The sequence below is a fragment of the Rhodococcus sp. 14-2483-1-1 genome (assembly GCF_002259335.1).
Classification (GTDB): Bacteria; Actinomycetota; Actinomycetes; order Mycobacteriales; family Mycobacteriaceae; genus Rhodococcoides.
Window position 1 is genome coordinate 273,513 of record NZ_NPFX01000023.1, and the last position, 21,713, is coordinate 295,225.

At 65.5% G+C, this 21,713-nt stretch carries 18 protein-coding genes and 1 pseudogene; 5 read left to right on the forward strand and 14 right to left on the reverse strand.

The annotated features are described in order from the left end of the window. Window positions 1–72 precede the first annotated feature (72 nt). The 4 genes from CH294_RS24580 to CH294_RS24595 all read right to left on the reverse strand — a co-directional run bounded on the left by CH294_RS24580 (window position 73) and on the right by CH294_RS24595 (window position 3,747). Window positions 73–984, reverse strand: a complete 912-nt coding sequence (locus tag CH294_RS24580; protein WP_249305486.1) for a lysophospholipid acyltransferase family protein — start codon at window positions 982–984, stop codon at window positions 73–75. Further along, complete coding sequence (locus tag CH294_RS24585) at window positions 981–1,799, reverse strand: GNAT family N-acyltransferase (protein ID WP_094739272.1); 819 nt, start codon at window positions 1,797–1,799, stop codon at window positions 981–983. Before CH294_RS24585 ends, CH294_RS24580 begins: the two co-directional genes overlap by 4 nt. Before the next feature lie 148 nt (window positions 1,800–1,947). Beyond that, window positions 1,948–2,904, reverse strand: coding sequence for an electron transfer flavoprotein subunit alpha/FixB family protein (locus CH294_RS24590; RefSeq protein ID WP_037174086.1), 957 nt, complete (start codon window positions 2,902–2,904; stop codon window positions 1,948–1,950). Between the two features lie 42 nt (window positions 2,905–2,946). Continuing rightward, window positions 2,947–3,747, reverse strand: a complete 801-nt coding sequence (locus tag CH294_RS24595) for an electron transfer flavoprotein subunit beta/FixA family protein (RefSeq protein WP_032376980.1) — start codon at window positions 3,745–3,747, stop codon at window positions 2,947–2,949. 220 nt (window positions 3,748–3,967) lie between these two features. Here CH294_RS24595 and CH294_RS24600 point away from each other — a divergent pair, with 220 nt between their 5' ends. The 3 genes from CH294_RS24600 to CH294_RS24610 are packed head-to-tail and all read left to right on the forward strand — an operon-like array spanning window position 3,968 to window position 7,556. Beyond that, window positions 3,968–4,756, forward strand: coding sequence for a class I SAM-dependent methyltransferase (locus CH294_RS24600; protein ID WP_080734605.1), 789 nt, complete (start codon window positions 3,968–3,970; stop codon window positions 4,754–4,756). A 23-nt stretch (window positions 4,757–4,779) separates the two neighbouring features. Further along, window positions 4,780–6,312, forward strand: coding sequence for a glycoside hydrolase family 57 protein (locus CH294_RS24605; RefSeq protein ID WP_094739331.1), 1,533 nt, complete (start codon window positions 4,780–4,782; stop codon window positions 6,310–6,312). After that, window positions 6,309–7,556, forward strand: coding sequence for a glycosyltransferase family 4 protein (locus CH294_RS24610; RefSeq protein ID WP_094705098.1), 1,248 nt, complete (start codon window positions 6,309–6,311; stop codon window positions 7,554–7,556). Before CH294_RS24605 ends, CH294_RS24610 begins: the two co-directional genes overlap by 4 nt. A 54-nt stretch (window positions 7,557–7,610) precedes the next feature. Here the strand turns inward: CH294_RS24610 and CH294_RS24615 are convergent, their stop codons facing one another. After that, window positions 7,611–8,372, reverse strand: a complete 762-nt coding sequence (locus CH294_RS24615) for an acyltransferase (RefSeq protein ID WP_032403132.1) — start codon at window positions 8,370–8,372, stop codon at window positions 7,611–7,613. 148 nt (window positions 8,373–8,520) lie between these two features. Between CH294_RS24615 and CH294_RS24620 the strand changes: the two genes are divergently transcribed. Then, window positions 8,521–9,843, forward strand: coding sequence for a PQQ-binding-like beta-propeller repeat protein (locus CH294_RS24620; RefSeq protein WP_094739273.1), 1,323 nt, complete (start codon window positions 8,521–8,523; stop codon window positions 9,841–9,843). Here CH294_RS24620 and CH294_RS24625 read toward each other — a convergent pair. From CH294_RS24625 to CH294_RS24645, 5 genes are read right to left on the reverse strand one after another with little or no spacing between them, the layout of a single operon-like run. Then, a complete protein-coding gene (locus CH294_RS24625) occupies window positions 9,831–11,003 on the reverse strand; it encodes an SAM-dependent methyltransferase (RefSeq protein WP_094739274.1) in 1,173 nt (390 codons plus the stop codon). The two genes, CH294_RS24620 and CH294_RS24625, sit on opposite strands and share 13 nt — an antisense overlap. A gap of 40 nt (window positions 11,004–11,043) precedes the next feature. Further along, entirely contained in the window at window positions 11,044–12,096 is a 1,053-nt protein-coding gene (locus CH294_RS24630) for a class I SAM-dependent methyltransferase (protein WP_032403129.1), read from the reverse strand. Between the two features lie 58 nt (window positions 12,097–12,154). Further along, entirely contained in the window at window positions 12,155–12,934 is a 780-nt protein-coding gene (locus CH294_RS24635) for an enoyl-CoA hydratase-related protein (RefSeq protein ID WP_032403128.1), read from the reverse strand. Between the two features lie 26 nt (window positions 12,935–12,960). Continuing rightward, on the reverse strand, window positions 12,961–13,776 hold the full coding sequence (locus tag CH294_RS24640; RefSeq protein ID WP_094739275.1) for an NUDIX hydrolase: 816 nt from the start codon (window positions 13,774–13,776) through the stop codon (window positions 12,961–12,963). Window positions 13,777–13,826: 50 nt separating this feature from the next. After that, the gene (locus tag CH294_RS24645) at window positions 13,827–14,669 is read right to left on the reverse strand and encodes an ABC transporter ATP-binding protein (protein WP_032403580.1); all 843 of its coding nucleotides are present in this window, start codon (window positions 14,667–14,669) and stop codon (window positions 13,827–13,829) included. 49 nt (window positions 14,670–14,718) lie between these two features. Here CH294_RS24645 and glgX point away from each other — a divergent pair, with 49 nt between their 5' ends. Further along, window positions 14,719–16,866 carry a glycogen debranching protein GlgX gene (glgX, locus tag CH294_RS24650; RefSeq protein ID WP_094739332.1) on the forward strand — a complete coding sequence of 716 codons (2,148 nt, stop codon included), beginning with the start codon at window positions 14,719–14,721 and terminating at the stop codon, window positions 16,864–16,866. On the opposite strand, the pseudogene CH294_RS24655 reads toward glgX, so the two are convergent. The 4 genes and pseudogenes from CH294_RS24655 to ctaD form a co-directional block, all read right to left on the reverse strand. Next, window positions 16,809–17,459: pseudogene (locus CH294_RS24655) on the reverse strand (membrane protein); the annotation flags it as partial. The gene glgX and the pseudogene CH294_RS24655 overlap by 58 nt on opposite strands. Window positions 17,460–17,539: 80 nt before the next feature. After that, the gene (locus tag CH294_RS24660; protein WP_094739276.1) at window positions 17,540–18,361 is read right to left on the reverse strand and encodes a peptidyl-tRNA hydrolase; all 822 of its coding nucleotides are present in this window, start codon (window positions 18,359–18,361) and stop codon (window positions 17,540–17,542) included. Further along, the gene (gene serB / locus CH294_RS24665; RefSeq protein WP_032403126.1) at window positions 18,358–19,584 is read right to left on the reverse strand and encodes a phosphoserine phosphatase SerB; all 1,227 of its coding nucleotides are present in this window, start codon (window positions 19,582–19,584) and stop codon (window positions 18,358–18,360) included. Before serB ends, CH294_RS24660 begins: the two co-directional genes overlap by 4 nt. Before the next feature lie 142 nt (window positions 19,585–19,726). Next, window positions 19,727–21,517 (reverse strand): cytochrome c oxidase subunit I, encoded by a 1,791-nt coding sequence (gene ctaD / locus CH294_RS24670; RefSeq protein ID WP_032403125.1) that lies wholly within the window; start codon window positions 21,515–21,517, stop codon window positions 19,727–19,729. Window positions 21,518–21,713 lie beyond the last annotated feature (196 nt).

The following is a 21,713-nucleotide window of genomic DNA, read 5'->3' on the forward strand; positions in this document are numbered from 1 at the left end:
CGATACCCGCTGCCCGGAGCGCGGACCTACCTGCGCAAGGCGGGTCCGCACTCACGTCGGTCGACGCTTCGGTCAGGCTGCCGCAACCGTCGGCGCACTCGGGCGGCGCTCGGCTTCGGCCACCACCTCGCGCACTGTGACCTGGTGCACTGTGGGGTCGTATACGTCGTCGCGACGAATTGCCACCTCACAGCGGCGAGCGAGGTCGCGCCGGTCGCTGCCGGGTGCCTCCGGTGCCGTGAACTCCACTTCCGCCCGCAGTCCTCGAAGTCGGAAGATCCGGCCGATGGACGCGCCGATGGTTTCGTCTCCGACGAAGCAGGTCGCGGTGGTCTGCTCTCCGGTTCGGTCGAGGTACCGCAACCGGATCGGCTGCACCCAGGTCTCGGAATCGATGGCCGCCTGCAACAACGCCGGGCGCAGCGAGCCGTAGGCGTGGCCACACCAGGTGGTGGCCTCGGGGAAGACGACGACCGATCCACCTGCTCGGACTCGTTCGGCCACCTGCTCGACGACACCGGGCAGCTGATGCAGGCGGGCTCGATCGATGGGGAGCACCTTCATGGCCCGCGCCAGCCGTCCGAGCACCGGCCAGTCGACCAGGTCGGCGCGCGCAACGAAGGTCGAGGGCCGGACAGCGGTGAGCACAACGACATCGGTCCAGGAGATGTGCCCGGAGACATGCAGAGCTCCCCCGGATGTTCGAGATCGTTCCCGTTCCGAGCGGGCATCGAGGACTGTGAGGTCGATGCCGATGGCCAGCAACAGCATCCGAGAGCCGAGACGCGTCAGCGAACGACGAACCCGAGGAAAGGGCACGCCGAGTACGACCAACACCGGCAGCAATCCGAATGCAGTCAGTGCCAGCACGACGCGCAGGACGAGAACGATCCGTCTCACCGTCGGCGGGTTCTTCGGTAGACAACCGTCACCGCACGGCGACGACGGCATCCACGCATGAGCGTGCACGATCGGCTGCGTCACCGGGCACCCGACTCGAATGTCGTTGCAGCCGAACGCAACCGATCGAGGTAGCGGGTATTGGCCTCGTGCAGTCCGAGCAGCGCCACAAAATCCGCGACACCGAAATCGGGGTCGTGTGCAGGCTCACCGCAGATGGAGGCCCCGAGTCGGAGGTATCCGTTCATCAACGGCGGCATGGATGTTCGCTTCGCAGGTGCGATGTCGACCAGGTCGACTCCGCCGACGACGACCGGAGCGTAGGGCCGGACCCGTCGATCGGGCGTCGTTGCATGCTTGTCCAACAGGCGATCTCGAACGCTTCGGACATTGGCCCCGAGAGGTTCACCCGGTGCGGATTGCATGGGAACCGACACACAGCCCATCACCCACTCGTACCCCGTCACATCGAGGTAGTGCAGTATTCCCGCCCACATCAGGCCGAGAACCGATCCGGATCGATGGTCGGGATGCACTGCGGCTCTGCCCATTTCGACGATGTTCATGCCGACGGGATCGAGTGCGGAGATATCGAATTCGGTTGCCGTGTAGTAGCCGCCTGCGGCCACCGCAGCCGGTGGCGGCAACATGCGGTAGCAGCCGACGAACGTGTCGGTCCACTGGTCACGGACGAGAAGGTGGTCACAGAATTCGTCGAACCGATCGGCGTCGAGGCCGTCGGGGTCGGTGGGAACAGCAAATCCCGGCTCGGACGCGAACACGTCGTAGCGCAAACGCTGCGCCGCGAGTCGGTGCTCCGGGTCGGTGGACAACACGAGTGAATAGCGGTCGGTGGCCGGGACGATCGATGCAGTCGAGCTCATGACGGAAGTGGTCATGAGGTGTGTCTAACGAGCCAGGAAGACTACCGAGCGTCGACAGGGGAACGTGTCGGAAGAGTTTGCATGAACAAGGTCGCCCCGACTCACGGGAGAAGGCCCCCACCGTCGACGCGGTGAGGGCCTTCTCGCAGAACAGCGACTGTCGCTATCCCTTGTGCTTCTTGACTGCGTCGGTCAGCTGCGGCGCGACGTTGAACAGGTCACCGACGATGCCGTAGTCGGCGATCTCGAAGATGGGAGCCTCTTCGTCCTTGTTCACTGCGACGATGGTCTTCGAGGTCTGCATTCCGGCCCGGTGCTGGATGGCTCCGGAAATGCCGAGTGCAACGTACAGCTGCGGGGAGACGGTCTTACCCGTCTGGCCCACCTGGAACTGGCCCGGGTAGTAACCGGAGTCGACGGCGGCGCGCGAGGCACCGACTGCGGCACCGAGTGAATCGGCGAGCTCCTCGACGACCGAGAACTTGTCGGCACTGCCGACGCCACGTCCACCGGAGACGACGACCGTCGCCTCGGTGAGCTCCGGACGGTCGCCGCCCACGATCGGGTCACGCGAGGTGACCTTGACGGTGCCGTCTTCCTGCGCCGGGACCTCGACGGTTTCGCGAGTTCCTGCTCCGGCCTTCGGCTCGGCCTCGACTGCGCCGGGACGCAGCGAGATGACCGGAACGTCGCCGTTGGCCTTGGCCTCGACGGTGAACGCGCCGCCGAAGATCGAGTAGACGGCACTGCCGTCGTCGTTCAACGACACGACGTCGTTGTGGTAGCCCGAGCCCAGGCGCGCTGCGAGCCGTCCCGCAACTTCCTTGCCCTCGATCGTGGCCGCGGTGATGATCGCCGCAGGCGAGACCGACTCCGCGAGTGCCGACAGCACGTCGACCTTCGGCGTGACCAGGAATCCGTCGATGTCGTCGGACTCGGCGGCGTAGATCTTCTCGGCACCGGCTTCGGCCAGCGCGTCGGCGACCTTGTCGGTGGTGCCGACCGGACCGGTGACGACCGCGGACGGCTCACCCAGTGCGCGAGCGGCGGTGATCAGCTCGGAGCTGACCTTCTTCAGTGTTCCCTCGACGTGCTCCACGAGCACGAGTACTTCTGCCATGACTTGCTCCTCGTTTGTCTTCGATTGCTCGGTGGGGCGGGATCAGATGATCTTCTGGCCTACGAGGTAGGTGGCGATCTTGTCGCCGCCGTCGCCCTCGTCGGTGAGCCGCTCGCCGGCAGTCTTGGGAGGCTTGGGGGTCGACGAGGTAACCGTCGTGCCCGCATTGTCGACTCCGACGATGCCGTCCTCGACACCGATGTCGGCCAACGTGATGGTCTGCACCGTCTTCTTCTTGGCGGCCATGATGCCCTTGAAGGACGGGAACCGGGGCTCGTTGATCTTCTCGGTGACGCTCACGATGGCGGGCAGCGTGGCTTCGAGGCCGAAGATGCCCTCGTCGGTCTCGCGCTCGCCGGTGACCTTGCCGTCGGCGACGGTGAGCTTACGCAGCTGCGTCAGTGCCGGGATCTGCAGGTATTCGGCAATGATCGCGGGGACTGCACCGGTGCGTCCGTCGGTGGCCTCGTTGCCGGCGATGATGAGATCGGCCGGCTCGTCGTTCTCGAATGCGACGTTGCCCAACGCCGCAGCCAGGGCGTACCCGGTCTGGATGGCGTCGGAGCCGTGCAGGCTCGGGTCGTTGAGGTGCACTGCACTGTCTGCACCCATCGACAGCGCCTTGCGAATCGCATCGGTGGCGCGATCGGGGCCCGCGGACAGCACCTTGACCTCACCGCCCTGGGCTTCCTTGATGAGCAATGCCTCTTCGACGGCCCGCTCGTTGATCTCGTCGAGGACGGCGTCGGCGGCCTCGCGATCGAGGGTGTAGTCACCGTCGGTGAGCTTGCGCTCGGACCACGTGTCTGGAACCTGCTTGATCAAAACAACGATGTTCGTCATGGGTCTGCGTCGACCTCCTGGTCATGTTCTGCTGATCGTGAGTGTTCTAACGGTTCGTGCAGTTCTGGTGGTGCAGTTCTACGGCCTGGGACGAGGTTACCTCACCGTAGTTACTCATGGGTAACTTACCTCCTCGTCCGTCCGACCATACATCTGCGCCCCGACTGTTACGGAGACCACGTTGGCTTACCTCTCCTACGCCTCCACTAACCTTCCGTCGGTGAACGATTCTTCGGCTCAGGCACCGGTACCGGAACCACTCCCCCTCACCGGCGAGAGAACAGTGCCGGGTATCGCCGAGGAGAACTACTGGTTCCGCCGACACGAGGTGGTCTATCGAGCTCTGGTCGAGCGGTGCCGAGACTGCACCGTACTCGAGGCCGGATCGGGAGAAGGCTACGGAGCCAACATGATTGCCGACGTTGCAACGCATGTCATCGGTCTCGACTACGACGCCTCTGCGGCCACGCACGTGCGTGCGCGTTACCCCCGGGTGACAATGCTGCGCGGCAACCTCGACCGCCTTCCGTTCGCGGATTCCACCGTCGACGTCGTCGTCAACTTCCAAGTGATCGAGCACCTGTGGGACCAAGGCGCGTTCCTCGCCGAAGTGCACCGGATTCTGAAACCCGGCGGGACGCTCCTGATCAGCACACCCAACCGAATCACGTTCTCGCCGGGCCGCGACACACCGCTCAACCCGTTCCACACCCGCGAACTCGACGCCGCCGAGCTGACCGAACTTCTCGTCGACGCTCGCCTCGAGGTAACCCAACTCACCGGGGTCCGACACGGCAGTACGTTGGCCGCCCTCGATGCCAAACACGGTGGCTCCTTCATCGACGCGCAGATCGAACGGGCTCTGGCGGGCGAGCCGTGGCCGACCGAGCTTGCCGAGGACGTCGCGGCGATCACGATCGACGACTTCGAGATCGCCGCCGACCGCATCGACGAGAGCCTCGACCTGGTTGCAATCGCCAACAAGAGCTCGAGTTCGGTGATCGGGTGACATCCGGCACCACCGTGCCGGGCATGTTCTCTCTGGTGCTGCACTCCCACCTCCCCTGGCTCGCCAATCACGGCAGATGGCCCGTCGGCGAGGAATGGCTGTACCAGTCGTGGGCCGACTGCTACCTGCCGCTCACCGCGGCCCTCGAGCGACTGGCCGACGACGGACACACCGATGTGCTGTCGCTCGGTGTCACCCCGGTTCTGGCCGCCCAACTCGACGATCCACACTGCCTGTCGGGTATGCATCACTGGCTCGGAAATTGGCAATTGCGCGCCCACGAAGCCGCCGATCGCGCGCTGTCCGTTCGCGAACACCGAGGTGCGGCCGCTGCCCTCCAACAATTCGAGACCCGGTGGCGACATGGCGGCTCCGCGGTGCTTCGGCCGCTGCTCGACGCCGGGACGGTCGAGTTGTTGGGCGGCCCGCTCGCGCACCCGTTCCAGCCACTGCTCCATCCGCGTCTGCGTGAATTCTCCCTCCGAGAGGGCCTGCTGGACGCTCGCGCACGCTGGGGCACCGCCCCGTCGGGCATCTGGGCACCGGAATGCGGCTTCACACCTGGCATGGAAACCGAGTACGCGGCGGCCGGGGTCTCGCACTTCATGGTCGACGGCCCCGCAATGCGCGGTGACACCTCCCTCGGCAGGCCGGTGTGGGATTCGGACGTCGTCGCGTTCGGCCGAGATCTTCCGGTCAGCTATCGCGTCTGGTCACCCAAATCGGGTTATCCGGGACACGGTGCCTATCGGGACTTCCACACCTACGATCACGACACCGGTCTCAAACCCGCCCGAGTCACCGGCCGCACGGTCGCCTCGAACGACAAGGCTCCCTACGATCCCGCACGGGCTGCGGCAACGGTGGATCGCCACGTCGAAGACTTCGTGGAGGTGGTTCGTCGACGCCTGGTCTCGGAATCGGATCGGATCGGCCGTGGAGCTCTGGTCGTGGCCGCATTCGACACCGAGTTGTTCGGACACTGGTGGCACGAGGGCCCTCAGTGGTTGGAGAAGCTCATGCGCGCACTCCCGGCCGCCGGAATCACCGTCGGCACGCTGAACGACGCACGCGAGCAGGGGTATGTCGGTGCACCGCTCGAACTGCAGGATTCCTCGTGGGGATCGGGCAAGGACTGGCGAGTGTGGGCAGGAGACGATGTCGCCGACCTGGTTGCGCTCAATTCCGAGGTCTCCCGGACCGCGCTCGACGCCGTCGATTCCGCTCGGGAGCACCGACCCAGCAACGGTGGGCCGGAACTACGCAATCGGGTCAGCGATCAGATACTGCGTGAGACACTGATGGCAGTGGCCAGCGACTGGGCATTCATGGTCAGCAAGGACTCCGCCGCCGGTTATGCGCGGGAACGCGCGCACGTCCACGCGCACGCTCTGCGCGAGATCGCTGCCGCGGCCGTCGGCGGTTCGACAACCCGGGCGGCCGAACTGGCGAGGCAGTGGAACCGCGCGGACGGATTGTTCCCCGCGTTGGACGCGCGCCGCCTACCCGGTGCGCACAGTGGCAGCGAGCCTGAAACTGCAGGGGGACGTCGATGAAGATTCTGATGGTGTCGTGGGAATACCCACCCGTGGTGGTAGGCGGACTCGGTCGCCACGTCCATCACCTGGCGACCGAGCTGGTCCGCTGCGGACACGAGGTCGTCGTCCTGTCGCGTCGACCCACCGGAACCGACGCCGCCACGCACCCGACCTCGCATCACATCGAGGACGGCGTGCTCGTCGTTGCCGTCGCGGAGGACCCGGCTCACTTCGTCTTCGGGGAAGACATGCTCGCGTGGACCCTCGCGATGGGTCATGCGATGGTCCGGGCCGGTGTCGCGCTGGGTAAGCCGGGGCTGGGCGAGGGCTGGCAGCCCGACGTCGTCCACGCCCACGACTGGCTCGTTGCGCACCCCGCTATCGCTCTGGCCGAGTTCTACGACGTACCGCTCGTCTCGACCATCCACGCGACCGAGGCCGGACGTCACAGTGGCTGGATCTCCGGTCCCGTCAACCGTCAGGTGCATTCCGTCGAATGGTGGCTGGCCAACGACTCGGATGCGGTCATCACCTGCTCGGCGTCGATGCGAGACGAGGTGACCGCGTTGTTCGGTGTGTCCGAGTCGGCAGTCTCGATCATTCGCAACGGAATCGACGGATCCACCTGGAGCTTCCGAAGACGAGAGCCCCGATTCGAGCCCGCGAAGCTGCTCTACGTAGGCCGGCTCGAATACGAGAAGGGCATCCAGGACGCAATTGCCGCCCTACCCCGTATTCGGCGCAGCCACCCGGGCACCACTCTGCACATCGCCGGTGAGGGAACGCAGTTCGCTTGGTTGGCGGGGCTGGCGCGCACGCACCGGGTGAGCCGGGCAGTGTCGTTCCTGGGCAACCTGGACCACACCGAGTTGCTCGGTTGGCTGCACGGAGCCGACGCCATCGTCCTGCCGAGCCGATACGAACCGTTCGGCATCATCGCCCTCGAGGCCGCGGCCGCAGGCACACCGTTGGTCGCGTCCACCGCAGGCGGACTCGGCGAAGCAATCGTCGACGGTGTCACGGGTCTGTCCTTCGCGCCCGCGGACGTCGCTGGACTGGCCGCGGCCGTGCGGAAGGTGCTCGACAACGCCGACGCCGCGCAGGAACGGGCGGTAGCGGCTCGAGAACGCCTCGATGTCGACTTCGACTGGAAACACGTCGCCGAGTCGACGGCGCGGGTCTACCTGGAAGCCAAGCGTAAGGTTCGCCATCCGCTGGGCCGTCCGCACATAGTCGAACGCGCTCTCCCCGGCCGTACCTGAGCCGCCCGACGTGCACGGAACTTAGTGGGCGACGAAGTTCCGTGCACCTCGGTGTCAGCTCTCCCGCGCCGCCTCGGCCTGACCGAGGGCCTTCTTGCGTGCAATATCCTCCAGCGCCGCAATGTATTTCGCGCGATCTGCAGCACCGGCTTCCCACGCGTCCTTACGGTTGCGGACAACTTTGGCCGGTGCACCGACGGCGATGCTGTAATCGGGGATCTCGCCCTTGACCACGGCATGGGCACCGAGCACGCAGCCGCGCCCGATCCTGGTCTCACGCAGAATCGTCACCTTGGCGGCGATCCAGGTGTCGGGCCCTATTCGCACGGGCCCCTTCACGATTCCCTGGTCCTTGATGGGCATGTTCACATCGTCCATCCGATGATCGAAATCGCAGATGTAGCACCAGTCGGCCACCAGCGTCGACGCGCCGATCTCGATGTCGAGGTAGGTGTTGACGACGTTGTCCTTGCCGAACACCACCTTGTCACCGATCCGCAGCGAACCCTCGTGGCATCGAATGGCATTGCCGTCGCCGATGTGTACCCAGCGTCCGATCTCGAGACGCGAGAGCTCGGGGGTGGAGTGGATCTCGACGTTCTTGCCGAGAAACACCATGCCCCTCAGAATCACGTGCGGATTGGCCATCTTGAACTTCGCAAGTCGGTAGTACCGCACGAGATACCAGGGCGTGTACGCCTTGTTCGCGAGCACCCAATCGAGGGACGCACGCGTCAGGAAACGGGCCTGCTCGGTATCGCGTCGTCTCGACCCGCGCCAGCGTGTCCGCAGCGGCGCGTTCCACATACTCGTCATGGTCGTTCACCCTAGTTTCTCGTTCGCCCGCTCTCTGCCGGCACCCGTCGGCGGGCTAGGGTTGCCTGTCGACTGTTGCCAGTCGGCGCAGGAGAACAGGACGCCCCGGCACCGCGTCGGGCACGGAAGACCTCATGGGGAGCGATCGATGCACGGCGTCAGTGCCCACGGCAGGACCGGCAGAAAGGTCACTGCGTTCGCCGCTGCGGTTGTGCTGGTGACCCTGAGCGGCTGCAGTTCCGACACCGCTGCCATCGAACCGCTCTCACCCGATTCGTGGCCCGCCTCCCACGCGAACGCGCACAACAGTGGATCGACCGCAGTGTCGGTCGACTCTCCCCTCACGTTGGACTGGACCCGGCCCACCGGCGGGACCGTGAGCTCTCCGGTGTCCATCGGCTCGACCGGCCAGATGTTCGTCACCGCAGCCACCGAATCCGGGTGCAACCTCTTCTCCTTCGAGATCGACTCCGCTCGCAAGCGCTGGTGCAATCGCGTCGGACCATCGGTCGTGACGGCAACGCCTACCGTCGACTCCGCGATCAACGTGTACATCGGTGACGACGGCGGCATGAACTCGTACAACGATCACGGGCAACTTCGTTGGCGGACACCGGTGTACGGGGTACCGAAGTCGGCTCAGTTCCTCGGCGACGGGAGCGTGCTCTCGGTGACCCAGATGGGTCAGGTCAGCGTTCTGGACACCCAGAACGGGCAGCTTCGAGTGCCCATCCTCGACCTCGTTCCGACGCCGAACTTCCTCACCGATCCGAACTCCGATTTTCAGCCGGTCGACACCGGGCTCGCCGAGTGCAGTGCGGGAGGGTCGGAGTGCGTCGTACCCGCCGCACCCGCGGTCGACACCGCAACCGGAGCGATCTATCTCACGCTGTGGCGTCCGGGTTCGATTGCGCCGCAACTTGTTTCACTGCAATACAACCGCGATGGCTCCCCCGGACTCACCGAACGCTGGTCCTCGGACCTCTTGCCCGCAGGGGTCGCGTCGTCTCCGGTGCTGTCCGAGGACGGGTCGACGGTCTACGTGGCCGACGTCGACGGCCGGTTGACCGCGTTCGACACCGCGGACGGGCGGCAGAAGTGGACCGAGGGCACCGGACTCGGAGTCGGGGCGTCCCCGTCGATCGCCGCGGACGGCACCATCGTCCCCGCCGGCGGTGACGGCACCTTGGTCGGATTGCGCGACAAAGGCGATTCCGTCGAGCGGGTGTGGGTGCGCGACGACATCGAACAAGCGGGAACAGCAGCACAATCCGCAGACGGCCGCGGCCATACCGTCGTCCGCGACGGCGACGGACTGGCGCTGCTCACGTTCGATTCGGCTACCGGCAACACGGTGGACTCGCAGCCTGTTCCCGACGTCGTCGGCGGCACCGTCGGCACGTCCATCGGGCCGGACGGACAGGTCGTCACCGCGAGCTACCTGGGTGAGATCTTCACCTACACCGGCTGATCGATCGCCCCGGGCGCGCAGACGAAGGACACCGCGGACCGATCGATGCGGGTGATGACCACCGAGAGTGCGACGCTTCCGCGAAGCTTGAGCTTGGGCCGCAGTATCGCAGGATCCACGTCGACTCCGCGCACGAGTATCTCGACCGAGCCGCAGTCCATCCGATTCAGTTGCTGCCGAAGCACTTTCTCGGAGAACTTGGACTGCTCCAGAACCCGAAAGCCGCGTACCCCCGCCGGTACCGTATCGCCGGTCAGGTATGCGATTCTCGGATCGAGTTGCCACAGACCGAATCTGGCACCGTAGTGACGAACCAGACCGGCCCTGACCACTGCCCCGTCGGGGTCGACGATGTACTGCCCTGGCGGCCGTACCGGAATGTCGTCGGATTCGGCATCGGTGATGTCCAGTGCGCTGCCATCGGAGCGAAGAACTGCCGCACGACGCCGAATACCCTTCTCGCTGAGCCCTTCCGACCACAGGCAGGCTTCGCGTACTCCCCCGTCGAGCGAGACCACCTCTATCTCGCCGGGCCAATCGACAGCGACGAAGTCGAGACCGGGCGCGCATTTGACGACCAGATCTCGGCCGCGATAAGCGTCGAACAGTTCCGGTAGCGGAGGTTGCAGCGCTGCCGGATCATGGCGTCGCCGCCCGCCCGCTCGGCGGCCGGGATCGGCCACGACGACGGTCCCCCGCGTCGTCGGTGTCAGTGCGTCGGCCCGCAGCAGGGTGGCAGCAGGCACGTTGTGTGCGGCCATCCGAAGCCGGATCGGGTCGAGATCGCTCCCGACCGCCAGCTCGGCCGATCCGACCAGCACGGCCAGTTCACTGCCGATGGAGCACGTGACATCGTGCACTCGACGACCGGCCAGTCGCTCGGCACGCCTGCGCGCCACGAGTGTCGGAGTCGCTTGCTGGACGGCGTCGTCGGTCACCAGCCAGTGATCGGACTCGAACAACTTCACCCGGGCCTTGCGGCGGACAGTGACGGTTTCGATCAGGGCACTCGCGTGGTCGGGGAAGCGAGTGCGCACCGACGCTGTGTCGCGCACCGAGGTTCGAGCGTTCAGCTCGAGAGCGTCGACCGCAGCAAGAGCTCCGGCACCGGCCTCGCTTCGTAGGAAGTCGAGGTCGGTGCCGGTGAACTCGTAGCCCACTAGCGGACTCGAGCGCGGAGTCTGCGGCGGTCCGAGCCGATCAAGCTCGAGGAGCAGGTTTGGTGCCGGTGATCATCACGTTGTAGAACAGCCCGCGCGGCACCACGTGCTGCAGCACGTTCTCGTCGACCCAGCTCAGTGTCTTCCAACCGCCGAAGGCGAACTTCGCCCAGTTCCAGCCCAGCTTGCCCGCCGGAACGGCAGCCTCGAAGGTCCGCACCGGCCACCCGAGCAGGGCGGCGGCGAACTCTTCGGTGTTCGCCTGCACGCGCTCGGCACCGGCCGACAGCGCGATGTTCTCCAGGTCGGTGGGATCGAATGTGTGGAGGTCGACGACGGCCTCGAGCGCAGCGGCTCGCGAAGACTCGTCGAGCTCTTCCTGCGGCTTGCGCCAACTCGCCAGGAACGGCAGCTTCGTCACGCGAGTGGTCGTTTCCCAGGTGATGCGTCCGAGCCAGCGAGCGTAGAAGTTGCCGACGGTGGTGGGTTCGCCTGCGAAGACGAATCGCCCGCCGGGCTTGAGCACGCGCAACACCTCGCGCAAGGACTGCTCGACGTCCGGGATGTGATGCAGCACAGCGTGTCCGACCACCAGATCGAAGGTGTTGTCGTCGTAGGGAATGGTCTCGGCATCGGCAACTCGGCCGTCCACGTCGAGACCGAGGTGCCCGGCGTTACGCAGTGCAACCTTCACCATTCCCGGTGACAGGTCGGTGACCGACCCCTTGTCGGCAATACCCGCCTGCATCAGATTGAGCAGGAAGAAACCGGTTCCACAGCCCAATTCCAAGGCGCGGCCGTACGGCAGAGCGGCCTGCGCGTCGGCATCCCCGGAGACAGCCTGATCGAACCTTCCGCGGGCGTAGTCGATGCAGCGCTCGTCGTAGGAAATCGACCATTTGTCGTCGTAGGTCTCGGCTTCCCAGTCGTGGTAAAGCACCTGCGCCAGTTTGGTGTCCGATCGCGCGGCCTCGACCTGTTCGGCAGTGGCGTGCGGGTTCGGGGCGGGATCGACCGTCCGGTCGTCGGCCTCGGCCGGGGCCGTCACACTGGAGATCGATCGATTCACACCGTCGTGGGGGCTTGCAGTCATCAGGCGAGCCTACTATCCGGTAGCCGTGAAACAACTCCGTCGGTCGACGGGGATTGCGTCACCGGCCGGTGAAGGTCGCTTTGCCCGGGCCGTCGGCCACGAAGGACTCCATCCCGATCGTGCGATCGTCGGTGGCGAACAGCGCCGCGAATTGCTGGGCCTCGATCCGAAGGCCGTTGGTGAGATCGACGTCGAGTCCCTGGTCGATCGACGCTTTCGCGGCGGCGAGCGCACGCGATGCGCCCGTGGTGAATTGCATGGCCCACGCCCGCGCCGCGTTGTACACCTCGTCGGGGGCCACCACCTCGTCCACCAGACCGATCCGCAGGGCCTCCTCCGCGCCGACGAAGCGGCCGGTGAAGACCATGTCCTTTGCTCGACTCGGGCCGATCAACCGCGCGAGTCGTTGAGTGCCACCGCCGCCGGGAATGACACCGAGGAGCACTTCGGGGACACCGAACTTGGCGTTGTCTCCGGCAATTCGACGATCGGCACCGAGGGCGACCTCGAGTCCACCGCCGAGCGCGTATCCGGTCACCGCAGCGACGACCGGCTTGGGGATGGTGCTCAGCGAGCCCAGAGCGGACTGCAGGTCTCCGGCGATCTCCGCCATTTCCGCCGCCGACAGCGCCACCATCTCCTTGATGTCCGCACCGGCCGCGAACACCTTCTCGCCGCCGTAGACGACGACAGCCTTGACGTCGGTGTTCACGGTCGCTTCCCGAGCCGCCGAACGAATCTCTTCCTGCATCTGACGATCGAGTGCATTCATCGGCGGTCGGTCCAGGCGGATGGTGCCGATACCGTCGGATACTTCGAGATTCACGAACTCAGCCATGGGCCGAAAGGCTACCCGGCGACAGTTCAGCGATCGGCCCAGGTATGTCGCGTTCCGGCGTAGTACGCGTCGTCCCCGTCGAAGATCACCCGGACCGCGCCGTCCTCACGGGTGAGAATCGGCAGGATCGGGGTGATGTCACGTTCGTGATCGACAACGTCGGCGACGGTGTCGAACCGAGACAGTGCGTCCAACTGGCTCCAGGTCGGTGGGAGCAGGATGGTGTTTCCCTTTCGCCAATCCGCCAATGCATCATCGGTCGAACGCCAACTCACCGATGCTGCTTCGCTGGTTTCCCCGTCCGCCCTCTGGCCTTCCGGAAGCACTGCGACGAAGAACCGGGTGTCGTACCGTCGCGCTTCGCCCACCGGCGTGATCCAGTGCGACCACGGCCGAAGCAGGTCCGAGCGCAGCACCAGGTCGTGTGCGGTGAGAAATTCGGCGAACGAGAGTTCGCGGCGCTCGAGTCGACCTCGCTCGGCGGCGAACGGAGCAGTGTCGGCAACGATGGAATTCGGTGCCGACCCGGCCAGGAGTACACCGCACTCCTCGAACGTTTCGCGCGCCGCGGCGCACACCAGCGCTTGCGCCTTGCCCTCGTCGGTTCCGAGGCGTTCGGCCCACCACGTCGGCGGTGGACCTGCCCATCCCACGTCGGCCGCAGCGTCCGATGGATCGACTCCGCCTCCGGGAAATACCGTCATTCCGCCCGCGAACGCCATTCCGCCCACCCGTTCGAGAAGAAATACTTCTATCTCGGAACGGAGGCGTCCGTCACGGATCAGGATGACTGTCGAGGCGTCACGCGCAGGTACGTGATCGGCAGCACTGTTCGAGCTCATGAAAGGCAACGTACCGCTGAGCAGCTCAGCGAGATCGGGGTGGTCCAGCGCTAGCGTCGGTGCGCCCCGGCAGCCCGAGTGCGACGGGCGAAGAAGCGGCCATCGACACGGTCGAGCGCGATCGACTGGCTGAACGCCTCGGTGAGGTTCTCCGCGGTGATGACATCGTCCACCAGCCCCTGGGCCACCACACCGCCTTCCTTGAGCAGCAACGCGTGACTGAAACCCGGGGGGATTTCCTCGACGTGATGGGTGATCAGCACGGTGGCGGGGGAATCCGGGTCGGCGGCGATATCGGCAAGACGTGACACCAGTTCTTCGCGACCGCCCAGGTCGAGACCCGCCGCAGGCTCGTCGAGCAGCAGCAGTTCGGGGTCGGTCATCAACGCACGCGCGATCAGAACCCGCTTGCGTTCGCCTTCCGAAAGGGTGCCGTAGGTGCGAGTGGCGAGATGCTCGGCACCGAGACTTTCCAGCATCTCCACAGCGCGCTCGGTGTCGATTGCGTCGTATTTCTCGCGCCAGCGTCCCAGCACGGAGTATCCGGCGGAGACCACCAGATCGGACACGAGCTCGTCGGCCGGAATGCGGTGGGCCAGCGAGGACGACGACAACCCGATCCGTGGCCGGAGTTCGGAGACGTCGGCTTTGCCCATGACCTCGCCGAGAACGTGGGCGACACCCGATGTCGGATGGATCTCGGCTGCCGCGATACGCAGCAACGACGTCTTTCCGGCACCGTTCGGTCCGAGGACGACCCACCGTTCGTCCAGTTCCACCTTCCAGGTGACGGGCCCCACCAAGGTCACACCACCTCGGCGAACGACGACATCGGTGAAATCTACGAGCAGGTCGGGATCCGGTTCAGACACGACGCCTATCTTCCCGCACATCGACCCTGCATTCACGGCAGGATGTGCACGCGTGTCGCCCAATCACGATCTGCCCGCCAGCGCCCATCGAACAGAGGACCAGGAAACTGGCTCCAATCCACCTGGATCACCGTTCCCCCTCGGTGCCACGGTGATGTCGACTGGCACTCAATTTGCAGTCCACGCGCCCGAGGCCGACGGCGTCGAGGTGTGCCTGATCGATCCCGAGGGCGGCGAACGGCGAGTAGAACTGACGACCAGCACGTTCGGAGTTCGACACGGCTTCGTTCCGGGCGTTCGACCCGGTGACCGATACGGCTTCCGAGCGCACGGCCGGTGGGATCCGCACGCGGGGCGTCGATTCAACGGTGCGAAGATTCTGCTCGACCCCTCCGCCCGTCAGGTCAGCGGAGAATTCGGAGACCCGTCGGCTCTGTTGGCCTACGAAGACGATCCGTTCGGGGTGCCGAGCACTCGTGATTCGCTCGGGCACCTCCCCCTCGCCGTGGTTCGCGCACCTCTCGCTCACGCCGGCCGACCGGCGCGCCCGTCCGTGCCCTGGGACCGTACCGTTCTCTACGAGCTGCACGTGGGATCGTTCACTGCTCGTAATCCTGCTGTCCCCCAACATCTTCGCGGCACCTACCTGGGACTCGCTCACCCCGCGGTGCTCGAACATCTCGCGCGTATCGGCATCACGTCCGTCGAACTGCTGCCGGTCCACACCACCTTCACCGAGCCCGGTGTGCGCGCCCGCGGAATGCGGAACCACTGGGGTTACTCGACGGGGGCGTACTTCGCGCCGGATCCACGGTTCGCCGCCGTTCCCGGCGACGAGGTCGACGAGTTCCGCACCATGGTCGACGCGTTGCACGGCGCGGGGATCGAGGTGATCCTCGACGTCGTCTACAACCACACGTGCGAGTCCTCGGTCGACGGGCCGTCGATCAGTTGGCGCGGCCTCGATGCTCCCGGCTACTACCTTCTCGACGGCCGCGGATCGGACGTCGACCTGACCGGCTGCGGCAACACTCTCGACTCGGCGTCGCCCGCGGTCGTGCGCATGGTGTGCGACAGCCTGCGCTACTGGGTCGACGAGATGGGCGTCGACGGGTTCCGGTTCGACCTCGCGAGTACTCTCGGCCGGCCCGGTGGTTGGCGATTCGATCCTCGCGCACCGCTACTGACCGCGATAGCCGTGGATCCCCTTCTGGCCCAGGTCAAGCTGATTGCCGAGCCGTGGGACGCTACCGGTGCCGGCTACCAGGTCGGAAACTTCGGAGTGGCGTGGTCGGAATGGAACGATCGCTACCGCGACACGGTTCGAGGCTTCTGGGCGGGCCAGCACGGCGTCCGTGAACTGGCCTCCCGCCTGGCCGGTTCCGAGGATCTGTTCGCGAGTAGCCGCCGACTGCCGTGGGCGTCGATCAACTTCGTCACCGCACACGACGGATTCACCGCCCGCGATCTGGTGTCGTACGAACGAAAGCACAACGGAGCCAACGGCGAAGAGAACCGAGACGGAACCGACAACAACTCCTCGGTCAACCACGGTGTCGAGGGCGAGACCGACGATCCGTCCGTACTCGACGCGCGTGGTCGCCACGTGCGCGCTCTCCTGGCCACGTTGACCCTCTCGACAGGCACGCCGATGCTGCTGGCCGGCGACGAACTGGGCCACACGCAGTCCGGCAACAACAACGCGTACTGCGTTCCCCAGGACGCACCGATCGAGGACTCGTGGGCAATCGACTGGAACAGCGCCGATCAGGACATGATTCGATTCGTCGGTCGGTTGCTCCGTGTCCGAGCGAGCGCTCCGACGCTGAGACAGCAGGAATTCTTCACCGGCCGCGCCACTCCGACCGGTCGACCGGACCTGGTGTGGTTCGACTCTGCCGGTAGGGAATTCGATACGGATCGGTGGAACGACGACTCGGTACGCACGATCACGGCATGGGTCGACGGTTCCGACGTCCGCTCCTACGACTCGGACGGCGGGCAGGTCGACGATGCGAGTTCGCTCTTGATCCTCCACTCGGGCGGACCCGCTGAGATCACCCTTGCCTGCCCGAGCTGGTCGACGTCCCGGTTCGTCCCGGTACTCGACTCCTCGTTCCCGGACGGAGTGCCGCCGAATACGGCTGCGCTGGAGGCAGGTTCGACGATATCGGTGGCCGGCTCCGCGGTGCTGGTGTTCCGCAGCGCGGGCAGGTAGGTCATGAACAGCTGCACGAGCGGACCGACCCCGAGGGCGTAGAGCACCGTTCCCAGCCCCAGCGTGCCGCCGAGCAGCCAGCCGGTGAGCACGACGGTCAACTCGATTCCGGTACGGGTGAGCCGGATCGACCACCCGGTTCTGGCCACCAGACCGGTCATCAAACCGTCACGTGGGCCCGGGCCCATTCCGGCACCGATGTACAGGGCCGTGGCGAAGGCGTTCACCACGATTCCCGACACCATGGCCAGCGATCGAATCACGAGTCCGTCGAGATGCGGCAACAGTGCCGACGTCGCATCGACGGCCACTGCGATCATCACGACGTTGCTCACGGTCCCCAGACCCGGACGTTGCCGCAGCGGAATCCACATCAGCAAAACGGCCACTCCGGTGATCGCGGTGATGGTTCCGAAGCTGAGCGAGACGTGGCTTTCGAGGCCCTGATGAAACACATCCCAGGGATTGACACCGAGACCACCGGCGATCATCAAGGACATGGACGCCCCGTACAGCCACAGCCCGACGTAGAGGGCAGCCAACCTGGACGGGAGACGACGGCCGACGACTGCGCGAAGTGGTGAGGTGAACATGCTCCCAGTCTCCGGCAGTACTGGATACGTTATGGATAGCCAGTTCCGCGACAGTGGACCCCCAACTGAAACACGCCGACTCAGTGAACGGCGATCACCGTCGTCGAGCCCGGGGCCACTTCGGTGAAGCCCGCATCCCGCACCGCGACGGCACGCCCGCCCCGAACCTGGTCCAGTGCACGGGCCCACTGCTGCGGATCGGCCGGACGCACCGAGCACGGGTAGCCTGCCGACGCCCACTCTCGGCACTCCTCCACGCTCATCGCGCCGGCCAGCAACATCGAGGCATGCCCCACCTGAGCGGCAGCCTTGCCCACCGTCATGGACAACGAAGCATCGACCCACAGCACCGGACCCGCCGCGGGCGACGGTGCTTCGTCGGATGGAACGTCGGTGCCACCGATCTGCAGGCGTTTGATCCTCGGATCGAGATCACCGACGCGACCGGGAACCAATGCCCGTGCCGATGCACCGCCCACATCGACCGTGACCCCCGGGACGTCCTGTGCGGCAGTCCATTGCGCACCCCGTGCCCGACGGGCAACTTTGCGAATTCGAGCCGACGTCCATTCTGTGAAGGCATCGTGCCACGAGGCACCCGAACCCACACGCGGGTCGAGGCACAGCATCACCGTGGCCCGGGCGGCTGCCTCGAGCAACTCGCTGCGCAACGGCGGATCCGTCTTCGGGATGTGCAGGACCAACGGCATGGCCAGTACATCCGCCGGGTCCGATGGATCCTCGGCTCCCCCGTACCCACGGGCGAGTTCGGCGTGACGCAAGTCGAACGTGTTCTCGGCCGAGAACACTTCGGCATCGTTCTCGCCGGTCACCTCACCTGTTGCGCCCTCGACTTCGGGATTGCCGACTTCGGGATTGCCCGCCGGGTGCTCGCCGATCATGGGATCGGGACGCGACGGACTCCCCCGTCGACAGCATCCGCAGCTTCGATCTCGTTGCGAGTGACGCCGAGGATGAACAGCACCGCGTCCAGGTACGGATGCGAAATGGCGGTGTCGGCAATTTCGCGCAAGGCAGGCTTGGCGTTGAAGGCGACGCCGAGGCCGGCCGCAGTGAGCATGTCGATGTCGTTGGCTCCGTCGCCGACCGCCACCGTCTGCTCCATCGGTACTCCCGATTGCGCTGCGAATTCGCGGAGTGCTGTCGCCTTGGCCGCTCGGTCGACCACTTCGCCGATCACCCGGCCGGTGAGTTTGCCGTCGACGATCTCGAGAGTGTTCGCCTTGACGTAATCCAGTTCGAGCTCGTGGGCCAGACCTTCGATGACCTGCCGGAAACCTCCGGAGACAACCCCACACGCGAACCCGAGTCGACGAAGAGTCCGAATGGTGGTCCGTGCCCCCGCCGTCAGCTCCAGGCTCTCTCCCACCTCGTCGATGACAGATTCGTCGAGACCAGCCAGTACGGCGACCCGCTGTTCGAGCGACTCCGTGAAGTCGATCTCGCCGCGCATCGCCGCTTCGGTGACAGCCCTGACCTCGTCCTCGCGGCCGGCTCGTGCAGCCAACATCTCGATGACCTCGCCCTGGACCAGCGTGGAGTCGACGTCGAACACGATGAGCCGCTTCGATCGACGCGCGATGCCGGCCCTCTCCACCGCGACGTCCACACCGATTCCCGCTGCGATCGCCGCAAGACCGGTACGGAGTGCGACATCGGCGTCCGGCGACGTGTCGGTTGCAGTCACCTGCAGTTCGAGCCCCGTCACGGGGTAGTCGGCAACTCCGCGAATGGAGTCGATGTTCGCGCCCTGGCGGGCCAACTCGCGCGAGATGGTGCTGAACGCTCGCGCGGTCACGGGTCGCCCGAGAACGACGACGACGTGCGTTCCCAAACTCCGACCACCACTCTGCGCAGCGCCGATCTCGACGTCCACATGGACCCCGACCGTGGCCATGGCGTCCTCGAGCTCCTCCTGCAGCGCTTCGGGATCGCGCGGACAGGTCAACAGGACACCGAGGGTCAACCTGCCGCGAATGACCACCTGCTCGACGTCGAGAAGGCTCACCTCGTGCCGAGACAATGCCGCGAAGAGCACCGAGGTGACGCCCGGCTTGTCGGGTCCCGTCACCGTCACCAGCACTGCGGTGTCGTTCGACTTCACCGGATCTCCCTTTCACTCGGCCCATGGCCGAATACGTCTTGTTGTCACCTCGCGATGGACGGGCGAACCCGAACGCGCCACGAGATTGTCGCAAGCGAAGAGCCCCACCCGGTAGCCGGGAGGGGCTCTCGCTGTGCTGTGACTACCTGGGGTCGGGGTCTCCGGACCCTTCGTGATCGCTGGTGGCGATCGGAGCCCTGCGGGCCTGCTCGAGGACAGCAGTCGTTTTACCGCCGTGCGCACCCGGCCCCACGTGAGCTTCCGCGCGCATCCGCTCGACCATGTGCGGGTAGTGCAACTCGAATGCCGGACGCTCGGACCGGATACGAGGCAGCTCGGTGAAGTTGTGCCGCGGCGGCGGGCACGAGGTAGCCCATTCCAGCGAATTGCCGTAGCCCCACGGATCGTCGACCGTGACGACCTCGCCGTAGCGGTAGGACTTGAAGACGTTCCAGACGAACGGCAAGGTCGACGCACCGAGGACGAAGGCACCGATGGTGGAGATGATGTTCAGCTCGGTGAATCCGTCGGAAGGCAGGTAGTCAGCGTAGCGACGCGGCATTCCCTCGTTTCCGAGCCAGTGCTGGACGAGGAACGTGGCGTGGAAGCCGAAGAACGTCAGCCAGAAGTGCCACTTGCCGAGGGCCTCGTCCATCATCCGGCCCGTCATCTTGGGGAACCAGAAGTAGATGCCGGCGTACGTTGCGAACACCACCGTGCCGAACACCACGTAGTGGAAGTGCGCGACGACGAAGTAGGTGTCGGTGACCTGGAAGTCGATCGGCGGCGACGCCAGCAGAACTCCCGTCAATCCGCCGAAGACGAACGTGATCAGGAACCCGATCGCGAACAGCATCGGTGTTTCGAGCGTCACTTGACCGCGCCACATGGTGCCGACCCAGTTGAAGATCTTCACACCTGTGGGCACCGCGATCAGGAACGTCATGAACGAGAAGAACGGCAGCAACACTGCACCGGTGGCGTACATGTGGTGCGCCCACACCGCAATGGAGAGGGCTGCGATCGCGATCGTCGCGTAGATCAGTCCCGAGTAGCCGAAGATCGGCTTACGGGAGAAGACCGGGAAGATCTCGGAGACGATTCCGAAGAACGGCAACGCGATGATGTACACCTCGGGGTGACCGAAGAACCAGAACAGGTGCTGCCACAGCAGCACGCCTCCGGTTGCCGGATCGAACAGGTGCGCACCCAGGTGGCGGTCGGCCGCCAGGCCGAGCAGCGCCGCCGTCAGCAGCGGGAAGGCCAGCAGGATCAGGATCGACGTCACCAGGATGTTCCAGGTGAAGATCGGCATGCGGAACATCGTCATACCGGGGGCACGCAGGCAGATCACCGTGGTGATCATGTTGACGCCACCGAGGATGGTGCCGAGACCGGCGACGGCCAGACCCATGATCCACAGGTCGGCGCCGACACCCGGCGAATGCAGAGCCGAGGTGAGTGGGGTGTACGCGGTCCAACCGAAGTCGGCTGCGCCACCGGGAGTGATGAAGCCAGCTGTGGTGATCAAGGCACCGAACAGGTACAGCCAGTACGAGAACGCGTTCAACCGTGGGAACGCGACGTCGGGTGCACCGATCTGCAGCGGGAGGATGTAGTTGGCGAACCCGAACACGATGGGCGTCGCGTACAGCAGCAGCATGATGGTGCCGTGCATGGTGAACAGCTGGTTGTACTGCTCGTTGGACAGGAACTGCATTCCCGGCACGGCCAACTCGGCGCGCATCAGCAGCGCCATCAGTCCACCGACGAGGAAGAACGCGAACGAGGTCGCGATGTACATGATCCCCAAGACCTTGGGATCGGTCGTCGTCACCGCTTTGTGCAGGAACGAACCCTTCGGTCCCATCCTCGGCGGGAACGGCCGAGCGGCATCCACCGCGGGAGCGGGCCTAGGCGCTAGGGCAGTCACAGATCCTCCTGATTGCGCGTCCGACCCCGAACCACGAGGCGACGTCATCTAGTCGTGCGCTCCTCGAATCGTAGACCGTCGGACCGACACTTGCCGAACCGGTCCTACCGTGTGTCGTATTGGGCAGATTCGACACCGCCCGGATCGGGCGATCTTCCTGCGCTGTGGGCCTTTCCGCCGCAGCGGGCACGGTGCG

What these genes read in the sequence shown, in the direction of transcription:
- CH294_RS24660 (WP_094739276.1), bottom strand. Translation starts at nt 18,361, where the DNA reads ATGATCGGCGAGCACCCGGCGGGCAATCCCGAAGTCGGCAATCCCGAA.
- CH294_RS24590 (WP_037174086.1), bottom strand. Translation starts at nt 2,904, where the DNA reads ATGGCAGAAGTACTCGTGCTCGTGGAGCACGTCGAGGGAACACTGAAG.
- CH294_RS24595 (WP_032376980.1), bottom strand. Translation starts at nt 3,747, where the DNA reads ATGACGAACATCGTTGTTTTGATCAAGCAGGTTCCAGACACGTGGTCC.
- CH294_RS24620 (WP_094739273.1), top strand. Translation starts at nt 8,521, where the DNA reads ATGCACGGCGTCAGTGCCCACGGCAGGACCGGCAGAAAGGTCACTGCG.
- CH294_RS24645 (WP_032403580.1), bottom strand. Translation starts at nt 14,669, where the DNA reads ATGTGCGGGAAGATAGGCGTCGTGTCTGAACCGGATCCCGACCTGCTC.
- CH294_RS24585 (WP_094739272.1), bottom strand. Translation starts at nt 1,799, where the DNA reads ATGACCACTTCCGTCATGAGCTCGACTGCATCGATCGTCCCGGCCACC.
- CH294_RS24615 (WP_032403132.1), bottom strand. Translation starts at nt 8,372, where the DNA reads ATGACGAGTATGTGGAACGCGCCGCTGCGGACACGCTGGCGCGGGTCG.
- CH294_RS24640 (WP_094739275.1), bottom strand. Translation starts at nt 13,776, where the DNA reads ATGAGCTCGAACAGTGCTGCCGATCACGTACCTGCGCGTGACGCCTCG.
- CH294_RS24610 (WP_094705098.1), top strand. Translation starts at nt 6,309, where the DNA reads ATGAAGATTCTGATGGTGTCGTGGGAATACCCACCCGTGGTGGTAGGC.
- CH294_RS24605 (WP_094739331.1), top strand. Translation starts at nt 4,780, where the DNA reads ATGTTCTCTCTGGTGCTGCACTCCCACCTCCCCTGGCTCGCCAATCAC.
- CH294_RS24635 (WP_032403128.1), bottom strand. Translation starts at nt 12,934, where the DNA reads ATGGCTGAGTTCGTGAATCTCGAAGTATCCGACGGTATCGGCACCATC.
- CH294_RS24630 (WP_032403129.1), bottom strand. Translation starts at nt 12,096, where the DNA reads ATGACTGCAAGCCCCCACGACGGTGTGAATCGATCGATCTCCAGTGTG.